Source organism: Acinetobacter sp. P1332, from assembly GCF_044057475.1.
In the GTDB taxonomy this organism is placed as follows: Bacteria; Pseudomonadota; Gammaproteobacteria; order Pseudomonadales; family Moraxellaceae; genus Acinetobacter; species Acinetobacter johnsonii.
This window is the reverse complement of sequence record NZ_CP171157.1, coordinates 1,521,272-1,538,427: the sequence shown is the minus strand read 5'-3', so window position 1 is coordinate 1,538,427 and position 17,156 is coordinate 1,521,272. Positions and strand designations below refer to the sequence as shown.

The following is a 17,156-nucleotide window of genomic DNA, read 5'->3' as shown; positions in this document are numbered from 1 at the left end:
TTTAATACTGTTTTTAGGCTATATCAATTATAGCGGAGTGGAAAAGTTAATATATAACACTTTGGCATAATTATGCTTAGGCTATTTCCCATATTGTCGTGGACTGTAACCAAACCACCGTTTAAATGCATGATTAAAGGCTGCAGGCTCCGAGTAACCCAATAACTCTGCAATCATTTCAATGGAATATTCCTGATATTCCATTAAATGTAGTGCACGGTCTTTCATTAATTGCTCACGAATTTGTTTATAACTGCTATTTAACTGTTGCAACTGGTGTCTTAAGGTTCGCTCTGGCAAATTCAACGCTTGTGCGGTTTCAGCCATGGTCGGCAGTAAACCACGTTGTAACTCCAAATAATCCTGTACCCGCTGAATCAGACTCGGCTGTTCTGCCGTTTCTTCCAAACGTTGTAATTCCACCTGACATTTGCCTGCATAAACGTTAAATGTCATCAAATCTGCTGAGGGAATTGGTACATTTAAAACCCATTCATCAAACCAAAATTCAGCTTGCTGCGTACCAAAACTGACTTGCTGACCATAAACCTGCTGGTAGAGCGCCAGTTTTTTCGCATCATCAGGTCGTGCAACAGGTAAAGTAATTCGAATCTCAGGCATTTCCAGCCCAATCATCTTATAAATATCTTGTAAAAACTTATAGGTTCCCGCTATTTCAGAATGTGCACGCAACTGTCCCACAGGTGTTTGCAAGTCTCGTGGTAGATAACACAGTGCGACTTGATCATTTTGTTTTTTTAAACCCAATAAGCCACTCAAATGTGTCAAACTTTGATAGCGAATACCCTGTTCTAACGCGGTATGTGTCGTTGGACTGGTCATCAATAACATCAGTAAAGGGCCATATCCTGCCAAGACATAATGCTGACCAATGAACAAGCCTTGCTCAGGCTCAATATCCTCTGCAATGATTTTCAAAATATCCCACTCTAGAGCAGGATGGATGATCGCATTCGGATCAAGCGACTCCACACGTAAGCCAATGCTTTGTAACTTTTGATCGACTGCGACTCCTGCTTTACGCATTCCTTGAATCAAATACATCAAGCCAAGTACAGAACGTTTCATAATCAATTAAAAGCAAAATATTGGCCTATGTTTTACTACAGCCACCTAGCGTACAACAATTGCCGAATCTATCAATTTTCTTGTCAGGGCTATCATAGACCTTCTGGATAGTTGCTCTACAATAAAGTAAAACAAAAAGGAAAAACAAATGCAGGCAGCAAATTCAACACCCCCGCAGGTAAAAATCGCCATTATTGGTGCAGGCTTTGGTGGTTTAGCGATGGCTATTCGCCTTTTGCAAAATAATATTCGTGATTTTGTAATTTTGGAAAAAGCCAGTGAAATAGGTGGCACATGGCGTGAAAACCAATATCCGGGCGCTGCTTGTGATGTACAGTCACATCTCTACTCCTTGTCTTTTTCACCCAAGACCGACTGGTCTAAACGTTATGCTGAAGCACCTGAAATTTATCAATACATGCAAACACTTACCGCTGAGCATCAATTGCAGCCTTATATCCGCTTTCACACCGAAGTCAGTGCTGCACATTACTTAGATAATCAGTGTTTATGGCAACTCACCCTTAATCAAAATGAAACTCTGACCGCTCAATTTGTCATTTTCGCATCTGGTCCACTGCATGTACCACAAATTCCACATATTGCGGGCATCAAGAAGTTTAAGGGCAAAGTTTTCCATTCATCACAGTGGGATCATAACTATGACCTCAGCAATAAAAATGTTGCCTCTATTGGCACTGGGGGTAGCGCGATTCAATATATTCCTGAAATTGCAGAAAAAGTGAAGCAACTATACGTACTACAAAGGACAGCTGCATGGGTTATTCCTCGGGATGAACGTCGTTATTTACCGATTGAGAAAACACTGTTTAATCGATTTGATTGGTTTCGAAAAATTCATCGAGCTCGTCTGTATTGGACAAATGAATCTCGTGTAGTTCCCATTATGAAACCAAAGGTCATGAAATATGCACAAAAACTAGCAGAAGCGTATATTCACCATCAAGTCAAAGACCCTGAAACCGCAGATAAGCTGATTCCCAACTATATTATGGGTTGTAAACGCATCTTGGTCTCCAACAAGTATTACCCAAGCTTTAACCGTAAAAATGTTGAATTGGTTACCGATGATATTTTGGAGTTAACTGAGGACAGTATCATCACCAAAGATGGAAAAAAGCGTCCTATTGATTGCCTCATCTATGGCACAGGTTTTGTGACTGACCCACGTATTTATCTTAAATCCTTTAGCTGTACAGGGCTGAATCATGTTGAGCTTACAGACGCGTGGAAAGATGGAGCCGAAAGCTTCTATGGGATTAGCACCAAAGGCTTCCCAAACTTATTTCAGCTTTTAGGGCCCAATACAGTCTTAGGTCATAACTCGGTTATTTTTATGATTGAGTCACAAGTAAATTACATTCTACAGCTCATCGAGATGGCACAAAAAATCCAATCTCAAGCAATCGTTGTGAAAGCAGATATTCAAGACCAATTTAATCAGCATTTACAAAGTCAATTTACAGATACCATTTGGCAATCTGGCTGTGTCAGCTGGTATCAACAAGCGGACGGGAAAAATTTCTCTTTATGGCCAAGCTATACATGGAAATATTGGCTAAAAACACGAAAAGCCAATCCAGCAGACTATCGTTTTTTAAATTCTAAGCAAGATAGTCAAGCAATAAGTTAAGATCGCGGTCATAATAAGTTAGTATTTTTTCACACTTTATTTGACATGCAATCGTTTTGGTTGATTTTTCAGCTTCTTATTTGTTTAGCACTTGGATTTGTTTTGGCGCGTCGTTTACCCAAATGGCTTGAACGACTTGCCTTTCAAATCCTCCCCTATTTTACTTATATTCTCTTAATCGCAATTGCGATTGAGTTTTCAACGACTTTGCATAACATTGCCCAACCTTGGCAGATACTCAATCATGCAGCGCTTTTAGCAGTGATGACCAGTATCGGTGCTTTTGTCTGTTGTTACATATTATTTAAACTTTTGGGCTACCAACCGAGTCATGGCAAAGTGTCCATGAGCCTTGTGAGCAAATCATTAATCAATATCAGTTATGCATTTATCGCACTGGCCTTGGGTTATGGCTTTGCAGAGCTATCTTCAAGTTTCGGCTATACCCTTCATATCAGCACATGGAACTTGTTACTGGTTTTTATGTTCCTGATCGGGCTTGATTTAGCCTATTCCCCACTAGATCGCTCATGGTTGAACTGGCAAATACTGCTCGTACCACTTGGTTGTATTCTGGGTTCAATTATCGGGGCGTTTGTAACGGCCTATTTTGTGCCGAGCATTCAACTAAAAGACCTGATTATGTTGTCTCAAGGTTATGGTTTCTACTCTATGACTGGCATTGTGGTCACGGAGTTAAAGAATGCACATTTAGGCAGTATTGCACTGATGAATGATTTGTTCAGAGAAATCTTTGCGATTATGTTTATGTACATTATTGGCTGGCGTTACCCTCGCTCTGCAATTTCATCTGCAGGAGCTACAGCAATGGATGTTACACTACCGATGGTCAAACAAGCCTGTGGGAATGACTTTATTCCACATGCCATGGTGAGCGGTTTCATCCTGTCAGTTTTGGCACCGATTGTTGTCAGTGTATTGGCTGCTCTGTAAAGTATAGCACTCTATTCAATGCAGTCTTTTTATTTTGCTGTTGCCACTTCGCTCACCAACAATTCTTTTAAGATTTAATCCATAAAAAAAGCCTTTCGAAAGAAAGGCTTTTTAAATTTCTAGTCGCTTAAAGCGTCGCTAAAATATCTTTGAGCATCTGACACGGATTTGCAGACTGCGTAATTGGTCGACCAATCACTAGATGTGTTGCACCGTCTAACATTGCTTGTTTTGGCGTTACGATACGTTTTTGGTCATCCGCACTTGAACCCTCAGGGCGAATGCCCGGCGTCACCAAGGCAAACTCTGAACCTAAAGTCTCACGCAGCATTTTTGCTTCTTGCGCTGAACATACCACACCATCTAAACCACTGTCTTTAGTCAGTTTTGCTAGACGCTTGACTTGTTCAAATGGTTCAATATCCAGACCAATATCGGCTAAATCTTCACGGCCCATTGAAGTTAACACCGTTACTGCAATCAGTTGAGTATTATAATTGCCAGCCTTTAAGCGCTCAACACAGGTTTCCATCATTTTACGGCCACCTGAAGCATGGACATTTACCATCCAAACCCCCATATCTGCAGCAGCACATACCGCTTGCGCAGTCGTATTTGGAATATCGTGAAATTTTAGATCTAGAAAGACTTCAAAGCCTTCACCATGTAAAGCTTTAACAATAGATGAGCCTTCATGGGTAAATAATTCTTTACCGACTTTTACACGGCATAATTGAGGGTCTAATTGCCCAGCAATTGTCATTGCGTCATAATGACTTTTTGCATCTAAGGCAACAATAATACTCATGGGGAGACCCTTCAAACTCACAAAATTATGGCATTATACGGATTAAGCCTAAAACGACCAAGACTATTTTTCTAAAAACCATTTAAAATTCAAACTAAGTTATTTATTCATATACTTTTTATATAGTTATCAATATTTTAAAGCACAATAAAAAACGCCTTTGGCTATATATCCAAAGGCGTTTAAATCAAACTTGCTTCAATACTTCCTAAGATAAAAATCTTACTTCATATTGTGGCTTAAAGCGGTGTAGATGGACGATCATTAGGATTGATGTCTAACACCGTTTTTTCATGTCTTGTATGTGCTGCAGCTTCAGCAGCAGCCAACTGAGCGGATTGAATCTGCTCTTTACGAAGGTGATCAATGTCTTTACGTAGTCGCTTAATTTCCCAACCTTTCTGGAATACACGAAATACCTGAACACCAATTAACAAACCCAACACAATCCCTAAAGCCATTGTCAATAATAACAATAGACCTAAACGCATTGCTGGAACCTGTATAAACAACAGATCAACGGTTAGCTCAGTTCCGTTTTGTAGTACCAAAGCTAGGCAGTAGCCAAACAGTACAATTAATAATGCGAATAATACGTAACGCATAAGCACCCCAATAAATTTTATTCGCCTGCAGTCTCATTTACTGCATCACGTAATGCTTTACCTGGTTTGAAGTGTGGAACAGCTTTAGCAGCCACTTCTACTGACTTACCCGTTTTAGGATTACGCCCAACACGAGGTTCACGGTGATGGAGTGCAAAACTACCAAAACCACGAATTTCAATACGATTATCTGAAGACAAAGATTCAATCATTTGATCAATCATAATCTTAACAGCTTCTTCCACTAATGGCTCTGCTAAGTGCGGGTTTTTAAGAGAAATACGCTCTATTAAGTCAGACTTATTAAGTGCTTCAGTAGTCATCTGCGACCTCTTTAATTATCAAGCTACCTTGTAGATAGATTGATAATAACCTGTTTAAATACAAAACGGTAGCGTAATAAGTGAATACTACGCTACCGTTTATTGTATTTGTGTAAAAAGTATTAGTTAACTTACATTAACAATACAATTCAAACATCTACTTAGTTGCCCATTTGAGCTTTGATCAAATCACCAATAGTCTTAGGACCATTGTCTTGACCAGTAGTTGCTGTCTTCAAGTTAGCAACTGCTTCTTTCTCTTCAGCTTCGTCTTTCGCTTTGATAGACAAGTTGATAGAGCGAGATTTACGATCTACGTTGATGATTTTCGCTTCAACTTCTTGACCAACTTCAAGGAACTTAGTTGCATCTTCAACGCGGTCGCGGTTGATTTCAGATGCTTTAAGAGTCGCTTCAACTTCGTCAGCTAACTTAAGTGTTGCGCCACGAGCGTCAACAGCAGTTACAGTACCTTTTACAAGCGCACCGCGTTCGTTAGCAGCTAAGAAATCGTTGAACGGATCGCTGTTCATTTGCTTGATACCAAGGCTGATACGGTTGCCTTCAGCGTCTACAGACAAGATAACCGCTTCAACTGTGTCACCTTTCTTGTAACGACGGATAGCTTCTTCGCCTTGTTCGTTCCAAGAAATGTCAGACAAGTGAACTAGACCATCGATACCGCCTGGTAAACCGATGAAGATACCGAAGTCAGTGATTGACTTGATAGTACCTGAAACTTTTTCACCTTTGTCGTGGTTCTTAGCAAACTCTTCCCATGGGTTAGCACGAGTTTGTTTGATACCAAGAGAGATACGACGACGCTCTTCGTCAACTTCAAGAACCATAACATCAACTTCATCACCAATCTGAACAACTTTAGATGGGTGGATGTTTTTGTTAGTGTGATCCATTTCAGAAACGTGTACTAAACCTTCAACGCCTTCAGCGATTTCTGCGAAACAGCCGTAGTCAGTTAAGTTAGTTACGCGAGCTTTAACGATTGAACCTTTAGGGTAACGGTTCATGATCGCTAACCATGGATCTTCGCCTAATTGCTTAAGACCTAAAGATACGCGGTTACGTTCTTTGTCAAACTTAAGTACTTTAACAGTAACTTCTTGACCAACTTCAACAACTTCTGATGGGTGCTTGATACGCTTCCAAGCCATGTCAGTGATGTGAAGAAGACCATCAATACCGCCAAGGTCAACGAATGCACCGTAGTCAGTAAGATTTTTGATAGTACCAGTAACTGTTTGACCTTCTTCAAGCTGAGCAAGAAGAGCTTCACGGTCAGCTGAAGATTCAGCTTCCATAACAGCACGACGAGATACAACAACGTTGTTACGTTTAGCATCAAGTTTGATTACTTTAAATTCTAACTCTTTACCTTCTAAGTGAGTAGTATCACGAATAGGACGAGTATCAACTAAAGAACCTGGAAGGAACGCACGAACTGGACCGATGTCAACAGTGAAACCGCCTTTAACTTTACCAGAGATAACACCAGTAACGATTTCGCCGTCTTCAAAGATTTTTTCAAGTTTAGTCCAAGTTTCAGCACGTTTCGCTTTTTCACGTGATAAAACTGTTTGACCCATGCCGTTGTCAAGCGCTTCAACAACAACATCAACAGTGTCGCCAACTTGAACTTCAAGTTCGCGTTGTTCATTTAAGAATTCAGCGCGGTCAACAATACCTTCTGATTTAAGGCCAGTGTCAACTGTTACCCAATCAGAATCGATGTTTACTACAACGCCTTGGATGACAGCACCCTTTTCAACGTTGATGTTTAATTCGCTTTCTTCAAAGAGGGCTGCAAAAGATTCGGTCATGATATACCTGATAAAGTCAGCGGTCTTGGATCAGACAAGGCCGGTTTAGTTAAGCGTCTACATAGTCCATTTTGAACTGATCAAGCTATGCTTCTGCTGAATATAAAAATTCGTTAGTTTGCTAATTGCTTATCAATATAAGCCATCATAAGCTGAAACACCTCATCAATGTTCAATTCAGAACTATCAATGATGTAGGCATCAGTTGCTGGTCTGAGTGGAGCAACTTCGCGCTCCATGTCACGTTTATCACGCGCCTCAATATTAGCTAAAATATCGTTTATTTTAGCATCCAGCCCCATACCCTGCAACTGCTTTACTCTGCGTTCAGCACGAGATTGGGCTGAAGCGGTTAAATAAATCTTGGCTTGAGCCTCTGGAAAGATGGATGTGGCCATATCTCGACCATCTGCAACCAAGCCCGGTGCTTGTGCAAAAGCATGCTGGCGATCAACCAGCGCAGCTCTAAGCTCAGGAATTGTTGCAACTTTTGATGCAAACTCACCAACTCGCTCAGTTCGAATGGTTTGACTAACATCCTCACCATTGAGCAAGACTTGTGTGCCTTGTGCAGAACTTAAAAATTGTATGTCTAAATGTTTAGCAATTTCGACACATTGACTCAATTCACTTGACAAAGCATCCAACAAATCCTGTTGATGCAATGACAGGCCCAACAAGCGATATAACGCTCCCGAATCAAGTAAATGAAATTGATAATGAGCTGCTATTTTCGCAGCTAGTGTGCCCTTACCCGAACCACTTGGACCATCAATTGTGATTATTTGAACTGTCATTGCTTACCCAAAGTTTGTTATACAGATTTAGCGAGTTTTGAAAAACCTAGTTTAATCGCAGATTTAAGCTGTGCAAGGATTAATTTACTTACAAAAGGTGCACGTGCTTGTAATTCAATCGTATAGGTCACTAACGTTTTATTCGAGTCAATCGGCTCAAACTCAATAATACCCAAATGATGTTTGATGAGTGGATTTTTAATAATCTTGTATTCAATACGCTCATTCACATTCATTAATGTAATTTGCTCTTGCAACAGTTTAATTGGACCAAACCCCATACGACGTACAGAACCAAGCCCATCCGGACGTTCTGGATCTGCTGAATCTTTCACTCGCACAACTTGAACTGGTGCAAAAGCAACGTTATACGTTGAGTGTTTAGAAAGTAAATCAAATACCTGCTCTACGGGTGCATTAAATTCTTTTTTAATCTGAATATTATTCATGGTGGTTCCAACGCCTTATTTGACAATAATTATTGTCATTTCATTTTACATGAAATTATTATTTTACGAATGGATTCATCCCTTTTCTTGTAGACGGGATAGTCGCTTTTGTTCGCGGCGCATTTTAAAAAAGTGACTGAGCTGCTGTGAGCATTGCTCATGTAAACAACCCGACTCAACCAAGAACTGATGATTATAATAACCCGTTTCAAATAATTTACGTGCACTTATAAGAGAGCCAGCTTTCGGCTCTGTCGCACCAAAGACTACTTTTGAAACGCGTGCATGCACCAAAGCGCCCACGCACATAGTACAAGGCTCAAGTGTCACATACATGACCGCATCATCAGGCAAACGATAGTTTTGTGTATTTTGGCAAGCATCGCGAAGTGCTTGAACCTCAGCATGCGCGGTAGGGTCATTTAGCGTAATAGGAGCATTAAAGCCAGAACCAATAATTTTATTTTGACTCACAATGACCGCCCCAACAGGGACTTCACCTTTTGACGCTGCAATAGCAGCCTGCTCTAAAGCAAGCTGCATCCATTCACTATCTATTTTTAAAACATCAGTCATAAAGATTAGATTACATCGTAATGTTTAAGGAGTTCATTCCAGCTTTCAATACTCGTTGTTGGTGGATTACCAGCGAAAATACCCTTTAAGCTATTACTAGCCCCTTGTTTCCAGGCTGGCGACAAGTCTTTATCCACTAAACGCGCACGCACACCCTCAACAAAGTCTGCATGACGGATTTTCCAGTCCGAAATTTGGGTTTCAAGCTCGAACACTTCATTCCAAGAATGAACCTGCTTGCCCCACTGCCATAGCAACCATGTTAATGCAGCAGTTGTTGGTGAGCCTTTTTGTAAGTTCTCACTGGCTTGACGAAGCCAATCGCTACGCGCATCACTTAAACCAACAATAGCATCATAATCATGCTCGAAGTTCACACCACGACATACACTATGAATGACATCCAAAGAGTTCTGTAATGGACCTGGACCTACAGGACGATGCATACTGTTTAATGTGTCATCAATGGCTCTAAAATCACCTGCTGGATAATGACTCCAGTCGATATTAATAACTTTCTCAAGCACCGTATTACGCTGCGCATCACAGATGTGTGTTGCCCAACCAATACCATATGCGCCCGCAGCCGTCATGATTGAACCCGTTAAGCCCGTGAACAAACCAATTGCTCCACGATCCGCCAAGAAACGCGTTGCACCCACATCTGGGTACAAACCAATATTAATTTCAGGCATCGCTAAACGTGAATGCGGTGTCACCAAACGAAATGGCGCGGCCATAAACAGACCTAAACCACCGCCCATGACATAACCTTCACCCCAGACCAAGACAGGCTTAGCATAGTTGTGTAGTAATAAATCTAAAGCATATTCTTGCTCGAAGAACTGATTGGCTGTTTCAACTTCATCGTTAATCACCAGTTGACGAAGTTTACGTACATCACCACCCGCACAGAATGCTTTTGGTGTGGTTGAATCCAACCAAATGGCTTTTACTGCGTCATCGCTATGAAAATCTTGAAACACTTCAAATAAAACTGAAACAATCGTTTCATCTAAAGCGTGAAGTGATTTTGGTCTATTCAGACGAACAATGCGCCAACCATTTTTTGCTTCTTCTACAATCAAATCTGGATGGTAGTTTTTAGAAACGGGAGAATATGTCATGCGTCCAGCTGCCAATCTATAGGCTCAATGCCATGTTGTTTAAGATAATTATTGGATTTTGAAAAAACTTTACAACCGAAGAATCCACCACGATTTGCTGCCAAAGGTGACGGATGTGCCGCCTTTAACACCAAATGCTTTTCTTGATCAATCCGTTGTCCTTTCCGCTGCGCATATGCTCCCCAAAGAATAAAAACAATATGTTCGCGCTGTTCATTCAAAACATCAATCACATGATCGGTAAAATCTTCCCAACCTTGTTTTTGATGTGATGTGGGTTGACCAGCTTCAACGGTTAATACACTGTTCAACAGCAAAACGCCTTGCTGCGCCCAACGAGTTAAATCCCCATGTTTAGGAATATCAATTCCTAAATCTTTATTTAACTCATGGAAAATATTACGTAAAGATGGTGGTAAAGCAAGCCCCTTTTGCACAGAGAAACTGAGCCCATGTGCCTGATTCGGCCCATGATATGGGTCTTGTCCGAGTATTACCACTTTTACATTCGCCAAAGGCGTCGTATTAAATGCATTAAAAATCAGCGCATTTGGCGGATAAATCACTTTATTCGCTTTTATTTCTGTAACAAGAAACTGCTTTAACGCATCCATCTTAGTACTAAGCAAAAAGTCACTTAATCCATGTTTCCAACTGGCATCCAGCTGAATTTTATCAAGCTTGGTTTGCTGTTGTTCTGTTAAAGACATACTTGCGCCTTATTCCCTTACTGTATATTCCGTGACAAATTTCACAGTTTGACTTGCAATTCTACATTCGGATTGTGAAATTGGATACCTTCTTTTAATTTGGTATACATTTCAGTATCCGCCCATTCCGCTTGGATTTGTTCTGAAAACTCGATCTGGCTTAAATCTAAAAGCCCCATCTGTGTATTTTCAATATCTTCAATAAAACTCTGCGCATAGCCCGTATCAGTCTCATGCACAATCACCGAGTACACTTCCACATCGCCTTCACCGTTTTGAGTCACGGTCGACGCGAGTACTTGCTGTGCAAGATAAAAGAAAATACGTGAAAATTGTTCAGCCGATGGCGAAACAGGCAGCGACACCCAACGTGCACTAAATGTTTTACATGCTTGGATATATTCTGGATCGTCGTTTTGCCAAAAACAAATCGCATGATCAAAAGAGTCATAAAGGTCTTTAATCACCCCTTTCAGCAAGCCAAAATCATAAACCATTTGACCATGATCTAATTTTGATGCTTTGAGGAGTAATTCAACTTTATAACTGTGACCATGAATGGAGCGTTTACAACGATCCGATGTACAGTTACGTACAATATGGGCATTTTCAAACTTAAATAACTTACGAATTAACATATGCCGTAATGCAATCAAACTTTCTGAGAATTGACTTTAATTATAAAGCAAAAGTAAACCTATGCTCATTTATTTTATTGTTCAATCCAATTGGTAAATCATATCAGTCTTATATCTATCCTTTAAAACGCTGACATGCTCCGATAGGCCACATATACCGCCTGATCTTTTCGCACCAAATCAGCACTAAACTGACGCTTACGCTCACTCAGCAATACTTCAATTCTAGCTTTAAAATAGTTCGATTGAACCCCGAGAAAATCATTAACAGCAGCCCGCTGAGCCTCGTCCACTTGTTTAAATGGATCAACCTCCCATAGTTCATTAACATTGGAAAAATGCTCCAGATTGGCCTGTCTTTGCTTTTGTAAATTTTGAATAGCAGATACATCCAACTTAGGATCAATGCTAGCCAACACCAGTGCAGGTGCAGTATTTACATTCACCTTTAATTCATTATTCGGCAAAGCACTCACATAAGGTGCAATCAGTTGATAGTTACGCCCCTCAAACCCACGCACCAACTTCAACTGTTCAACATTATAAAAAGCACGATTTGGCGCCAAGTAACCCTGAGCTAAACTTTGATAATAAGCAGATTCAGCACCCATCGGCCCACTGACTTCATCATCTTCATCTTGCCAATCAATCACTGCTTCTGAAAGTTGCGCAGGCAACCCCACACGTACCAACAGTTTTTCAAACCAAAGTTTTGCAGCCTCATTCGGCTTTTTATCCGACTTAACTAAAGCATTTAAATTAAATTTTCCTGACTCATCTTCTAAACGCCCAGAAACAAAACCATCTTCCACTGGAAAAGCAGGCATGGGCTTCGCCCACGTTTCTTGTAGATGATCGACCTCTGCTGCATTTTGAGCATCATCCACCAACAGCTCAGAAAAAAAAGCTTCAGCACTTTTTGCGTATAACAGAGCTTGGTTTTGTCGCATTAAATAACCCGTACTCTCTGCGGTATTGCGCTGATGTTGCGCAATCGTAGCCGCAAGGATGGTTGCTAAAGCCACCATCACCAAAATGGTGATCAATGCAATGCCATGCTGAGAGCGCTTCAAAACATCCACCTATTTACAACGAAGACATTTAAGGAAAAATGGTTTTGCATAGAGTCCGTGAGTTTCATATCCTGCAACTTAATTTTTTTGTTTTAAAAAGTCTGTATTTAATAAACTAAACACCCATTCATAACTCACTTCATTGACAGTGAGGTTTATTTTTAAACCGCGCGGTAGTATTTTTGCCTGAGTTACATCATTTTCACTCAATGCCACCTCAGGCCATTGTGCCATTTCATTGGGATTGAGTAACATAATTTGAAATTGATCAACTGAATCAAGTAAAACACTGGTTTCTGGTTGATCATTACCGGTTTGATTTAAATTTTTATATTTATAACGGTACAGTTTTTTTTCATCTGCTTTGTAAATATATTCAACTCGCTCTTCAGGCGGTATGCCTTGCATTAAAGGATCAGTCACGCCAGTTTTACTAAAGGTCAACTGACCATTTTGCAACATGACTGCGGGTTGAACCTGCCCCGCAACATTGGCAGTAACTGGTACAATTTGCACAGTGTCACGTAACACTTGTTGATATGCTTCTTGTAGCTGACCTAAGCGCTGTTCATGTTGGGTATTACGCTCTTTAATCTTGATCAGATAATCAAAAACCTTCCAACCCAAAGCTGAAAGCACAGCAAAAATCGCGATTGCCACCAATAACTCAACCAAAGTAAAGCCTGAGCGTTTTTTCATGGTTGGCTTCCATCACGATGGTTGAAAAAAACTAAACTCGTAACACCCGAATCTACTTTTCCAGTTTCAGTATTCACCAAGCTCACTTGTACATTGACGCGTTGCACATTAGTACTGATCGTTGCTTGCGCTGATTTATCAATTTGCCAAGTTTCACCTTGTTGGGTGATTTGTTTAGAGGCCGTGCCTTGTAGCCAATCACGATTGATTTCCATCATCGAAATTTCATTCAAGGCAACAAATTGTGACTTAGTACGTAAAATCGCATGTCCAGTAGACTGAGTATATTGCATACCCACTTTGGTTAAAGCGACCGCTGTTGTAGCAAAAATAGCCAGTGCCACCATCACTTCCAGCAATGTAAATCCTGAGTGAGGATTAATGAAATAATGTTTCATCCGAGCGCAAGCTGGCAGACTATTCTTTAAATCTTTAGCTCGCATTTATTTTACCCAAATGATCAATTTCAATTTCTGCACCCACGGGCTCATTGGCATAATAAAATTGAATACGAACAGGTTTTGCTTCGCCATTCCCCAACCAAATCAGTTTAGGTGCACTCTCTTGGGTTAAATCATCGTTTCGGGCTGGGGAAACATCATAGTCTAAGGATTGCACAGCAAAAGAAACATTTTTGGCTAACACTTGCTGCGGGAACTCATTATATTTTTGCCATTTTTGATGATTCAGCATTGCATTATTTTGTTGTTCTGTGGGTATGGTAAATTGAGGATTTTTATATTCAACAACAGCATAAGAAAAATCAGCCACATCGGTCGCAGGATGAACCTCTAGTGCCAAAACACGTGCTTGATCATTTGCCTCACGTGCAATTTTCTGTACATCCATGATAAAAAAATCACGGGCTTGCGCTGCTTTACGTTGATCGACCCCATTGATATTCAACATCACCAATGACGCCATAATGGCCATAATAACAATAACCACCATCAATTCAACCAGTGTAAATCCTTGAATCCTTGAAGGTGGTTTCTGTTTCATACATCCTATCCGCTAAGCAAGATATCCTGCTGCGCCCGTTTGTTTAGGCATCGCCAGAGCTTGGTCAATGTAGGCCACGCGCAAAGTATCACGCGAACCCAAATACCGTTGATAAAAACTAGAGTTCAAAATCGCAGCTGCACCATGCGTTAAAGACCAAATCGATGCCAAATAATCACGAACTGTCATTTGACTTTCTATCGACTCCAAATACCGCTCGGTCATACGGATAATTAAACGTAGACGTTGCTTTCGAATTTGATAAAGCTCAGTAAATAAATGATAGATCCCAACACCCGTTGTCGATAATCGCTCTTCTATTTGATGAAACAGCACCGTGCGTTCAGGATGATGCAAATGATGTAACATAAAAAAAGCAAGATGTTCAGGGAACTGCTTGTCTGTATCTTTAATCATTTCAAGCAACATTTGCTCATTACGAATAATGAGCAACATATAGAGTTCATCTTTACTTTGAAAATGTTTATAGAGCGTACCTTTTGCTAGATCTAATTCCGCAGCCAATGCATCAAGGGTCATCCCTGCTTCGCCATTCTCTAAAAGCAACTGTTCAGCCACTTGGAAAATTAACGCTTCTCTTGCTCGAAACTGAGCCTGACGATCCATTTTCACCCTAGTACTCTCTTATACGCTTTTATCGTTTCAATTTATTTACTTCATGTTGAGAAGGTTTTCAAAGTTCTGTGTTGTGATGAAAGCCATCTCTTCCAAGGACTTATCATATACATCTGCCAAGGCTTTGGCTACATAAGGAACGTACTTTGGCTCATTAGACTTTCCTCTATATGGCATCGGTGCCAAATAAGGACTATCCGTCTCAATTAATAGGCGATCTAAAGGAACTTGCTTCGCCACATCACGCAGGTCTTGCGCATTTTTAAAAGATACAATCCCTGAAAATGACACATAGTAACCGCAGTCTAAGACAGCTTTGGCCGTTTCCCAGTCTTCTGTAAAGCAATGCAAAATACCATGGGTCGATTTTTCGGCGCGAATAATATCGACAGTATCGTGCTTGGCAGAACGGGTATGCACAACAACTGGTTTTTTTACAGCTTGTGAAGCATGAATATGTCGTGCAAAACAGTCTTTTTGCTCAGCGATGAAATCTGTACTATGAAAATAATCGAGCCCAGTCTCACCAATTGCCCAAACTTTTTCAGGCTGTGCCAACTCAATTAAATAGTCTGTGGTTGCACGAGCCATGGTTTCAGGATCTTCACAAGGATGTACCCCGACGCTATAACCGACATCATTATGACGCGCAGCTATTTTTGCCAGTTCTATATGATCATCAATGTCGACTGAAATACTCATAAAGCGATGAACGCCCGCTTCACGTGCCTGCGCTAATGCCAAATCTAAATCCCCATCATAAGGGGTTAAATCTAGCATGGTTAAATGGCAGTGTGTATCTACAAACACAGGCGTTTCCTACTTCATATACTTAATTACATAGTGTAACTAGTTCGCCCTTCAGACTTAATACCTGCAAGCAACTTTTCCGCTTCTGATTTGTAATAAACCCCTTTCTCCCCAGAAAGTTGAATACCAAATCCTTGGAGTTTGATTCCATTTTGCTTTTGCGAAATCCAAATCACTTTACCTGTGAGAGGAATTTTCTGTGCTTGTTCTGGCAATGTTGCCAAAACAAAGACCTCCTCTCCCATCTTTACAGGTTGTTTGGATGGAATAAATAAACCACCACCAACTACAAAAGGCATGTAGCTTGCATATAACGTTGCTTTATCTGGAATATTGGCTTGAATGATTCCGCCCATACGTGGTTGCATAAAATTCCCCTGTTTTAAACATCCATCAACCGAATACACAATTGGTCGAGCACTAAATTAGTTTGTACGTTTTGTTCAATATATTGTTTTGACTGTTGCAACTCAGCATAAATTGAAAACAAAGTTTCAAGTGAATACCGCTCTGCCAGCACACTAAAATCCAAATCAGTGTTTTTTAATTGCTGATTTAGCTTGACACAAATCAAATCTGACAACAAGTACTCAAACATTTGACTAAAATCACTAAATGCCAGCACTTTATTCCACTTGGTTGCAATTGCCATCGGCATATTTTTATCCATCACCAACTTTTGCCAATCTTTTAAAAATTCAGCACGTTGAGGAATCCATTCACTCTCGGACAATGTAATTGCCTGTAACGGCATATGATTAGACAAATTCATCAACAAATGTTGCTGTGCCAAATCGCTATGGGACAAATGCTGATTTAAAAATTGCTCTGCTTGCTGTTCATTTATGCGATCCAAAGCAAAATGTTGCAAACGACTGCGAATGGTTGCAGGCAGTTTTAAATAATGATCTGCCAATAAAATGATAACAACACGATCACCTGGTTCTTCAAGCGTTTTCAATAAAGCATTGGCTGAAGCTGTATTTAAAGCTTCGGCTGGTTCAATAATGATGACGCGCCAACCATCTACCGTTTGCTGTACAAAAGGCAGCAGATCACGAATTTTCTCAATTTTGATCTTGACATTTTGTTTCTTATTGTCTTCATCGGTAGTGATGTGCACATAATTGGGGTGTGTATCCGCCTTTAACCACTGACAACTTCCACACTCCCCACAGGCCAAATGATTTGGCTGCCGCTTCGCACATAAGACCCAAGCAAGAAACTGCTCAGCAAAAATCTCTTTACCACAACCTTTTTTGCCATAAAACAATAAGCCATGACCAATATTAGGAAAGCGCGTAGTTAAAGTTTCCCAAATATTTTGATGCCACGGATAAATCTGCTCAGGCAGCGTTTGTTTCATGT

At 40.5% G+C, this 17,156-nt stretch carries 21 protein-coding genes; 2 read left to right on the top strand and 19 right to left on the bottom strand.

The window, feature by feature from the left end:
• Positions 1–81: 81 nt before the first annotated feature.
• Complete coding sequence (locus tag ACFN7Z_RS07570; protein ID WP_010326843.1) at positions 82–1,089, bottom strand: AraC family transcriptional regulator; 1,008 nt, start codon at positions 1,087–1,089, stop codon at positions 82–84.
• 148 nt (positions 1,090–1,237) lie between these two features.
• Between ACFN7Z_RS07570 and ACFN7Z_RS07565 the strand changes: the two genes are divergently transcribed.
• The gene (locus ACFN7Z_RS07565) at positions 1,238–2,743 is read left to right on the top strand and encodes an NAD(P)/FAD-dependent oxidoreductase (protein ID WP_159151529.1); all 1,506 of its coding nucleotides are present in this window, start codon (positions 1,238–1,240) and stop codon (positions 2,741–2,743) included.
• 45 nt (positions 2,744–2,788) lie between these two features.
• Complete coding sequence (locus tag ACFN7Z_RS07560; RefSeq protein ID WP_159151530.1) at positions 2,789–3,697, top strand: lysine exporter LysO family protein; 909 nt, start codon at positions 2,789–2,791, stop codon at positions 3,695–3,697.
• A 127-nt stretch (positions 3,698–3,824) separates the two neighbouring features.
• Here ACFN7Z_RS07560 and pyrF read toward each other — a convergent pair whose 3' ends face one another.
• From pyrF to ACFN7Z_RS07470, 18 genes are all read right to left on the bottom strand, one after another.
• Complete coding sequence (gene pyrF, locus ACFN7Z_RS07555) at positions 3,825–4,505, bottom strand: orotidine-5'-phosphate decarboxylase (protein ID WP_004696869.1); 681 nt, start codon at positions 4,503–4,505, stop codon at positions 3,825–3,827.
• Positions 4,506–4,744: 239 nt separating this feature from the next.
• Entirely contained in the window at positions 4,745–5,110 is a 366-nt protein-coding gene (locus tag ACFN7Z_RS07550; RefSeq protein WP_004696867.1) for a lipopolysaccharide assembly protein LapA domain-containing protein, read from the bottom strand.
• Between the two features lie 17 nt (positions 5,111–5,127).
• Positions 5,128–5,433 carry an integration host factor subunit beta gene (locus ACFN7Z_RS07545; protein ID WP_114837717.1) on the bottom strand — a complete coding sequence of 102 codons (306 nt, stop codon included), beginning with the start codon at positions 5,431–5,433 and terminating at the stop codon, positions 5,128–5,130.
• 161 nt (positions 5,434–5,594) lie between these two features.
• On the bottom strand, positions 5,595–7,271 hold the full coding sequence (gene rpsA, locus ACFN7Z_RS07540; RefSeq protein ID WP_159151531.1) for a 30S ribosomal protein S1: 1,677 nt from the start codon (positions 7,269–7,271) through the stop codon (positions 5,595–5,597).
• Positions 7,272–7,384: 113 nt separating this feature from the next.
• Positions 7,385–8,068 (bottom strand): (d)CMP kinase, encoded by a 684-nt coding sequence (gene cmk / locus ACFN7Z_RS07535; RefSeq protein ID WP_005401162.1) that lies wholly within the window; start codon positions 8,066–8,068, stop codon positions 7,385–7,387.
• 17 nt (positions 8,069–8,085) lie between these two features.
• Positions 8,086–8,517 carry an SRPBCC family protein gene (locus ACFN7Z_RS07530; protein WP_010326848.1) on the bottom strand — a complete coding sequence of 144 codons (432 nt, stop codon included), beginning with the start codon at positions 8,515–8,517 and terminating at the stop codon, positions 8,086–8,088.
• A 75-nt stretch (positions 8,518–8,592) separates the two neighbouring features.
• Positions 8,593–9,093: a tRNA adenosine(34) deaminase TadA gene (gene tadA, locus ACFN7Z_RS07525; RefSeq protein ID WP_005401161.1), complete on the bottom strand. Its 501-nt coding sequence runs from the start codon at positions 9,091–9,093 to the stop codon at positions 8,593–8,595.
• Between the two features lie 5 nt (positions 9,094–9,098).
• Positions 9,099–10,220 (bottom strand): enoyl-CoA hydratase/isomerase family protein, encoded by a 1,122-nt coding sequence (locus ACFN7Z_RS07520; protein WP_005401160.1) that lies wholly within the window; start codon positions 10,218–10,220, stop codon positions 9,099–9,101.
• Positions 10,217–10,930 carry a uracil-DNA glycosylase gene (ung, locus tag ACFN7Z_RS07515; protein WP_004696856.1) on the bottom strand — a complete coding sequence of 238 codons (714 nt, stop codon included), beginning with the start codon at positions 10,928–10,930 and terminating at the stop codon, positions 10,217–10,219. Before ung ends, ACFN7Z_RS07520 begins: the two co-directional genes overlap by 4 nt.
• 41 nt (positions 10,931–10,971) lie before the next feature.
• Positions 10,972–11,568: a 6-carboxytetrahydropterin synthase gene (locus tag ACFN7Z_RS07510; RefSeq protein WP_004696854.1), complete on the bottom strand. Its 597-nt coding sequence runs from the start codon at positions 11,566–11,568 to the stop codon at positions 10,972–10,974.
• Positions 11,569–11,690: 122 nt separating this feature from the next.
• The gene (gene gspK / locus ACFN7Z_RS07505; RefSeq protein ID WP_010326849.1) at positions 11,691–12,641 is read right to left on the bottom strand and encodes a type II secretion system minor pseudopilin GspK; all 951 of its coding nucleotides are present in this window, start codon (positions 12,639–12,641) and stop codon (positions 11,691–11,693) included.
• A gap of 78 nt (positions 12,642–12,719) precedes the next feature.
• The gene (gspJ, locus tag ACFN7Z_RS07500; protein ID WP_005401158.1) at positions 12,720–13,340 is read right to left on the bottom strand and encodes a type II secretion system minor pseudopilin GspJ; all 621 of its coding nucleotides are present in this window, start codon (positions 13,338–13,340) and stop codon (positions 12,720–12,722) included.
• Positions 13,337–13,738: a prepilin-type N-terminal cleavage/methylation domain-containing protein gene (locus ACFN7Z_RS07495; protein WP_005401157.1), complete on the bottom strand. Its 402-nt coding sequence runs from the start codon at positions 13,736–13,738 to the stop codon at positions 13,337–13,339. Before ACFN7Z_RS07495 ends, gspJ begins: the two co-directional genes overlap by 4 nt.
• 34 nt (positions 13,739–13,772) lie before the next feature.
• Complete coding sequence (locus ACFN7Z_RS07490) at positions 13,773–14,342, bottom strand: type II secretion system protein (RefSeq protein ID WP_010326852.1); 570 nt, start codon at positions 14,340–14,342, stop codon at positions 13,773–13,775.
• 12 nt (positions 14,343–14,354) lie between these two features.
• The gene (locus ACFN7Z_RS07485; RefSeq protein WP_004696845.1) at positions 14,355–14,969 is read right to left on the bottom strand and encodes a TetR/AcrR family transcriptional regulator; all 615 of its coding nucleotides are present in this window, start codon (positions 14,967–14,969) and stop codon (positions 14,355–14,357) included.
• 45 nt (positions 14,970–15,014) lie between these two features.
• A complete protein-coding gene (locus ACFN7Z_RS07480; protein WP_005401155.1) occupies positions 15,015–15,788 on the bottom strand; it encodes a TatD family hydrolase in 774 nt (257 codons plus the stop codon).
• Between the two features lie 26 nt (positions 15,789–15,814).
• Positions 15,815–16,156 carry a PilZ domain-containing protein gene (locus tag ACFN7Z_RS07475; protein ID WP_005401154.1) on the bottom strand — a complete coding sequence of 114 codons (342 nt, stop codon included), beginning with the start codon at positions 16,154–16,156 and terminating at the stop codon, positions 15,815–15,817.
• Between the two features lie 14 nt (positions 16,157–16,170).
• Positions 16,171–17,154, bottom strand: coding sequence for a DNA polymerase III subunit delta' C-terminal domain-containing protein (locus ACFN7Z_RS07470; protein WP_005401153.1), 984 nt, complete (start codon positions 17,152–17,154; stop codon positions 16,171–16,173).
• Between the last annotated feature and the right edge of the window lie 2 nt (positions 17,155–17,156).

Excerpts from the sequence above, each read along its gene's own strand:
- gspJ (WP_005401158.1), bottom strand. The coding sequence starts at position 13,340 with ATGAAAAAACGCTCAGGCTTTACTTTGGTTGAGTTATTGGTGGCAATC.
- ACFN7Z_RS07565 (WP_159151529.1), top strand. The coding sequence starts at position 1,238 with ATGCAGGCAGCAAATTCAACACCCCCGCAGGTAAAAATCGCCATTATT.
- ACFN7Z_RS07570 (WP_010326843.1), bottom strand. The coding sequence starts at position 1,089 with ATGAAACGTTCTGTACTTGGCTTGATGTATTTGATTCAAGGAATGCGT.
- ACFN7Z_RS07495 (WP_005401157.1), bottom strand. The coding sequence starts at position 13,738 with ATGAAACATTATTTCATTAATCCTCACTCAGGATTTACATTGCTGGAA.
- ACFN7Z_RS07470 (WP_005401153.1), bottom strand. The coding sequence starts at position 17,154 with ATGAAACAAACGCTGCCTGAGCAGATTTATCCGTGGCATCAAAATATT.
- ACFN7Z_RS07550 (WP_004696867.1), bottom strand. The coding sequence starts at position 5,110 with ATGCGTTACGTATTATTCGCATTATTAATTGTACTGTTTGGCTACTGC.
- tadA (WP_005401161.1), bottom strand. The coding sequence starts at position 9,093 with ATGACTGATGTTTTAAAAATAGATAGTGAATGGATGCAGCTTGCTTTA.
- ACFN7Z_RS07520 (WP_005401160.1), bottom strand. The coding sequence starts at position 10,220 with ATGACATATTCTCCCGTTTCTAAAAACTACCATCCAGATTTGATTGTA.
- ACFN7Z_RS07485 (WP_004696845.1), bottom strand. The coding sequence starts at position 14,969 with ATGGATCGTCAGGCTCAGTTTCGAGCAAGAGAAGCGTTAATTTTCCAA.
- ACFN7Z_RS07530 (WP_010326848.1), bottom strand. The coding sequence starts at position 8,517 with ATGAATAATATTCAGATTAAAAAAGAATTTAATGCACCCGTAGAGCAG.
- ACFN7Z_RS07490 (WP_010326852.1), bottom strand. The coding sequence starts at position 14,342 with ATGAAACAGAAACCACCTTCAAGGATTCAAGGATTTACACTGGTTGAA.
- cmk (WP_005401162.1), bottom strand. The coding sequence starts at position 8,068 with ATGACAGTTCAAATAATCACAATTGATGGTCCAAGTGGTTCGGGTAAG.
- ACFN7Z_RS07545 (WP_114837717.1), bottom strand. The coding sequence starts at position 5,433 with ATGACTACTGAAGCACTTAATAAGTCTGACTTAATAGAGCGTATTTCT.
- ACFN7Z_RS07475 (WP_005401154.1), bottom strand. The coding sequence starts at position 16,156 with ATGCAACCACGTATGGGCGGAATCATTCAAGCCAATATTCCAGATAAA.
- ung (WP_004696856.1), bottom strand. The coding sequence starts at position 10,930 with ATGTCTTTAACAGAACAACAGCAAACCAAGCTTGATAAAATTCAGCTG.
- ACFN7Z_RS07510 (WP_004696854.1), bottom strand. The coding sequence starts at position 11,568 with ATGTTAATTCGTAAGTTATTTAAGTTTGAAAATGCCCATATTGTACGT.
- rpsA (WP_159151531.1), bottom strand. The coding sequence starts at position 7,271 with ATGACCGAATCTTTTGCAGCCCTCTTTGAAGAAAGCGAATTAAACATC.
- pyrF (WP_004696869.1), bottom strand. The coding sequence starts at position 4,505 with ATGAGTATTATTGTTGCCTTAGATGCAAAAAGTCATTATGACGCAATG.
- ACFN7Z_RS07560 (WP_159151530.1), top strand. The coding sequence starts at position 2,789 with ATGCAATCGTTTTGGTTGATTTTTCAGCTTCTTATTTGTTTAGCACTT.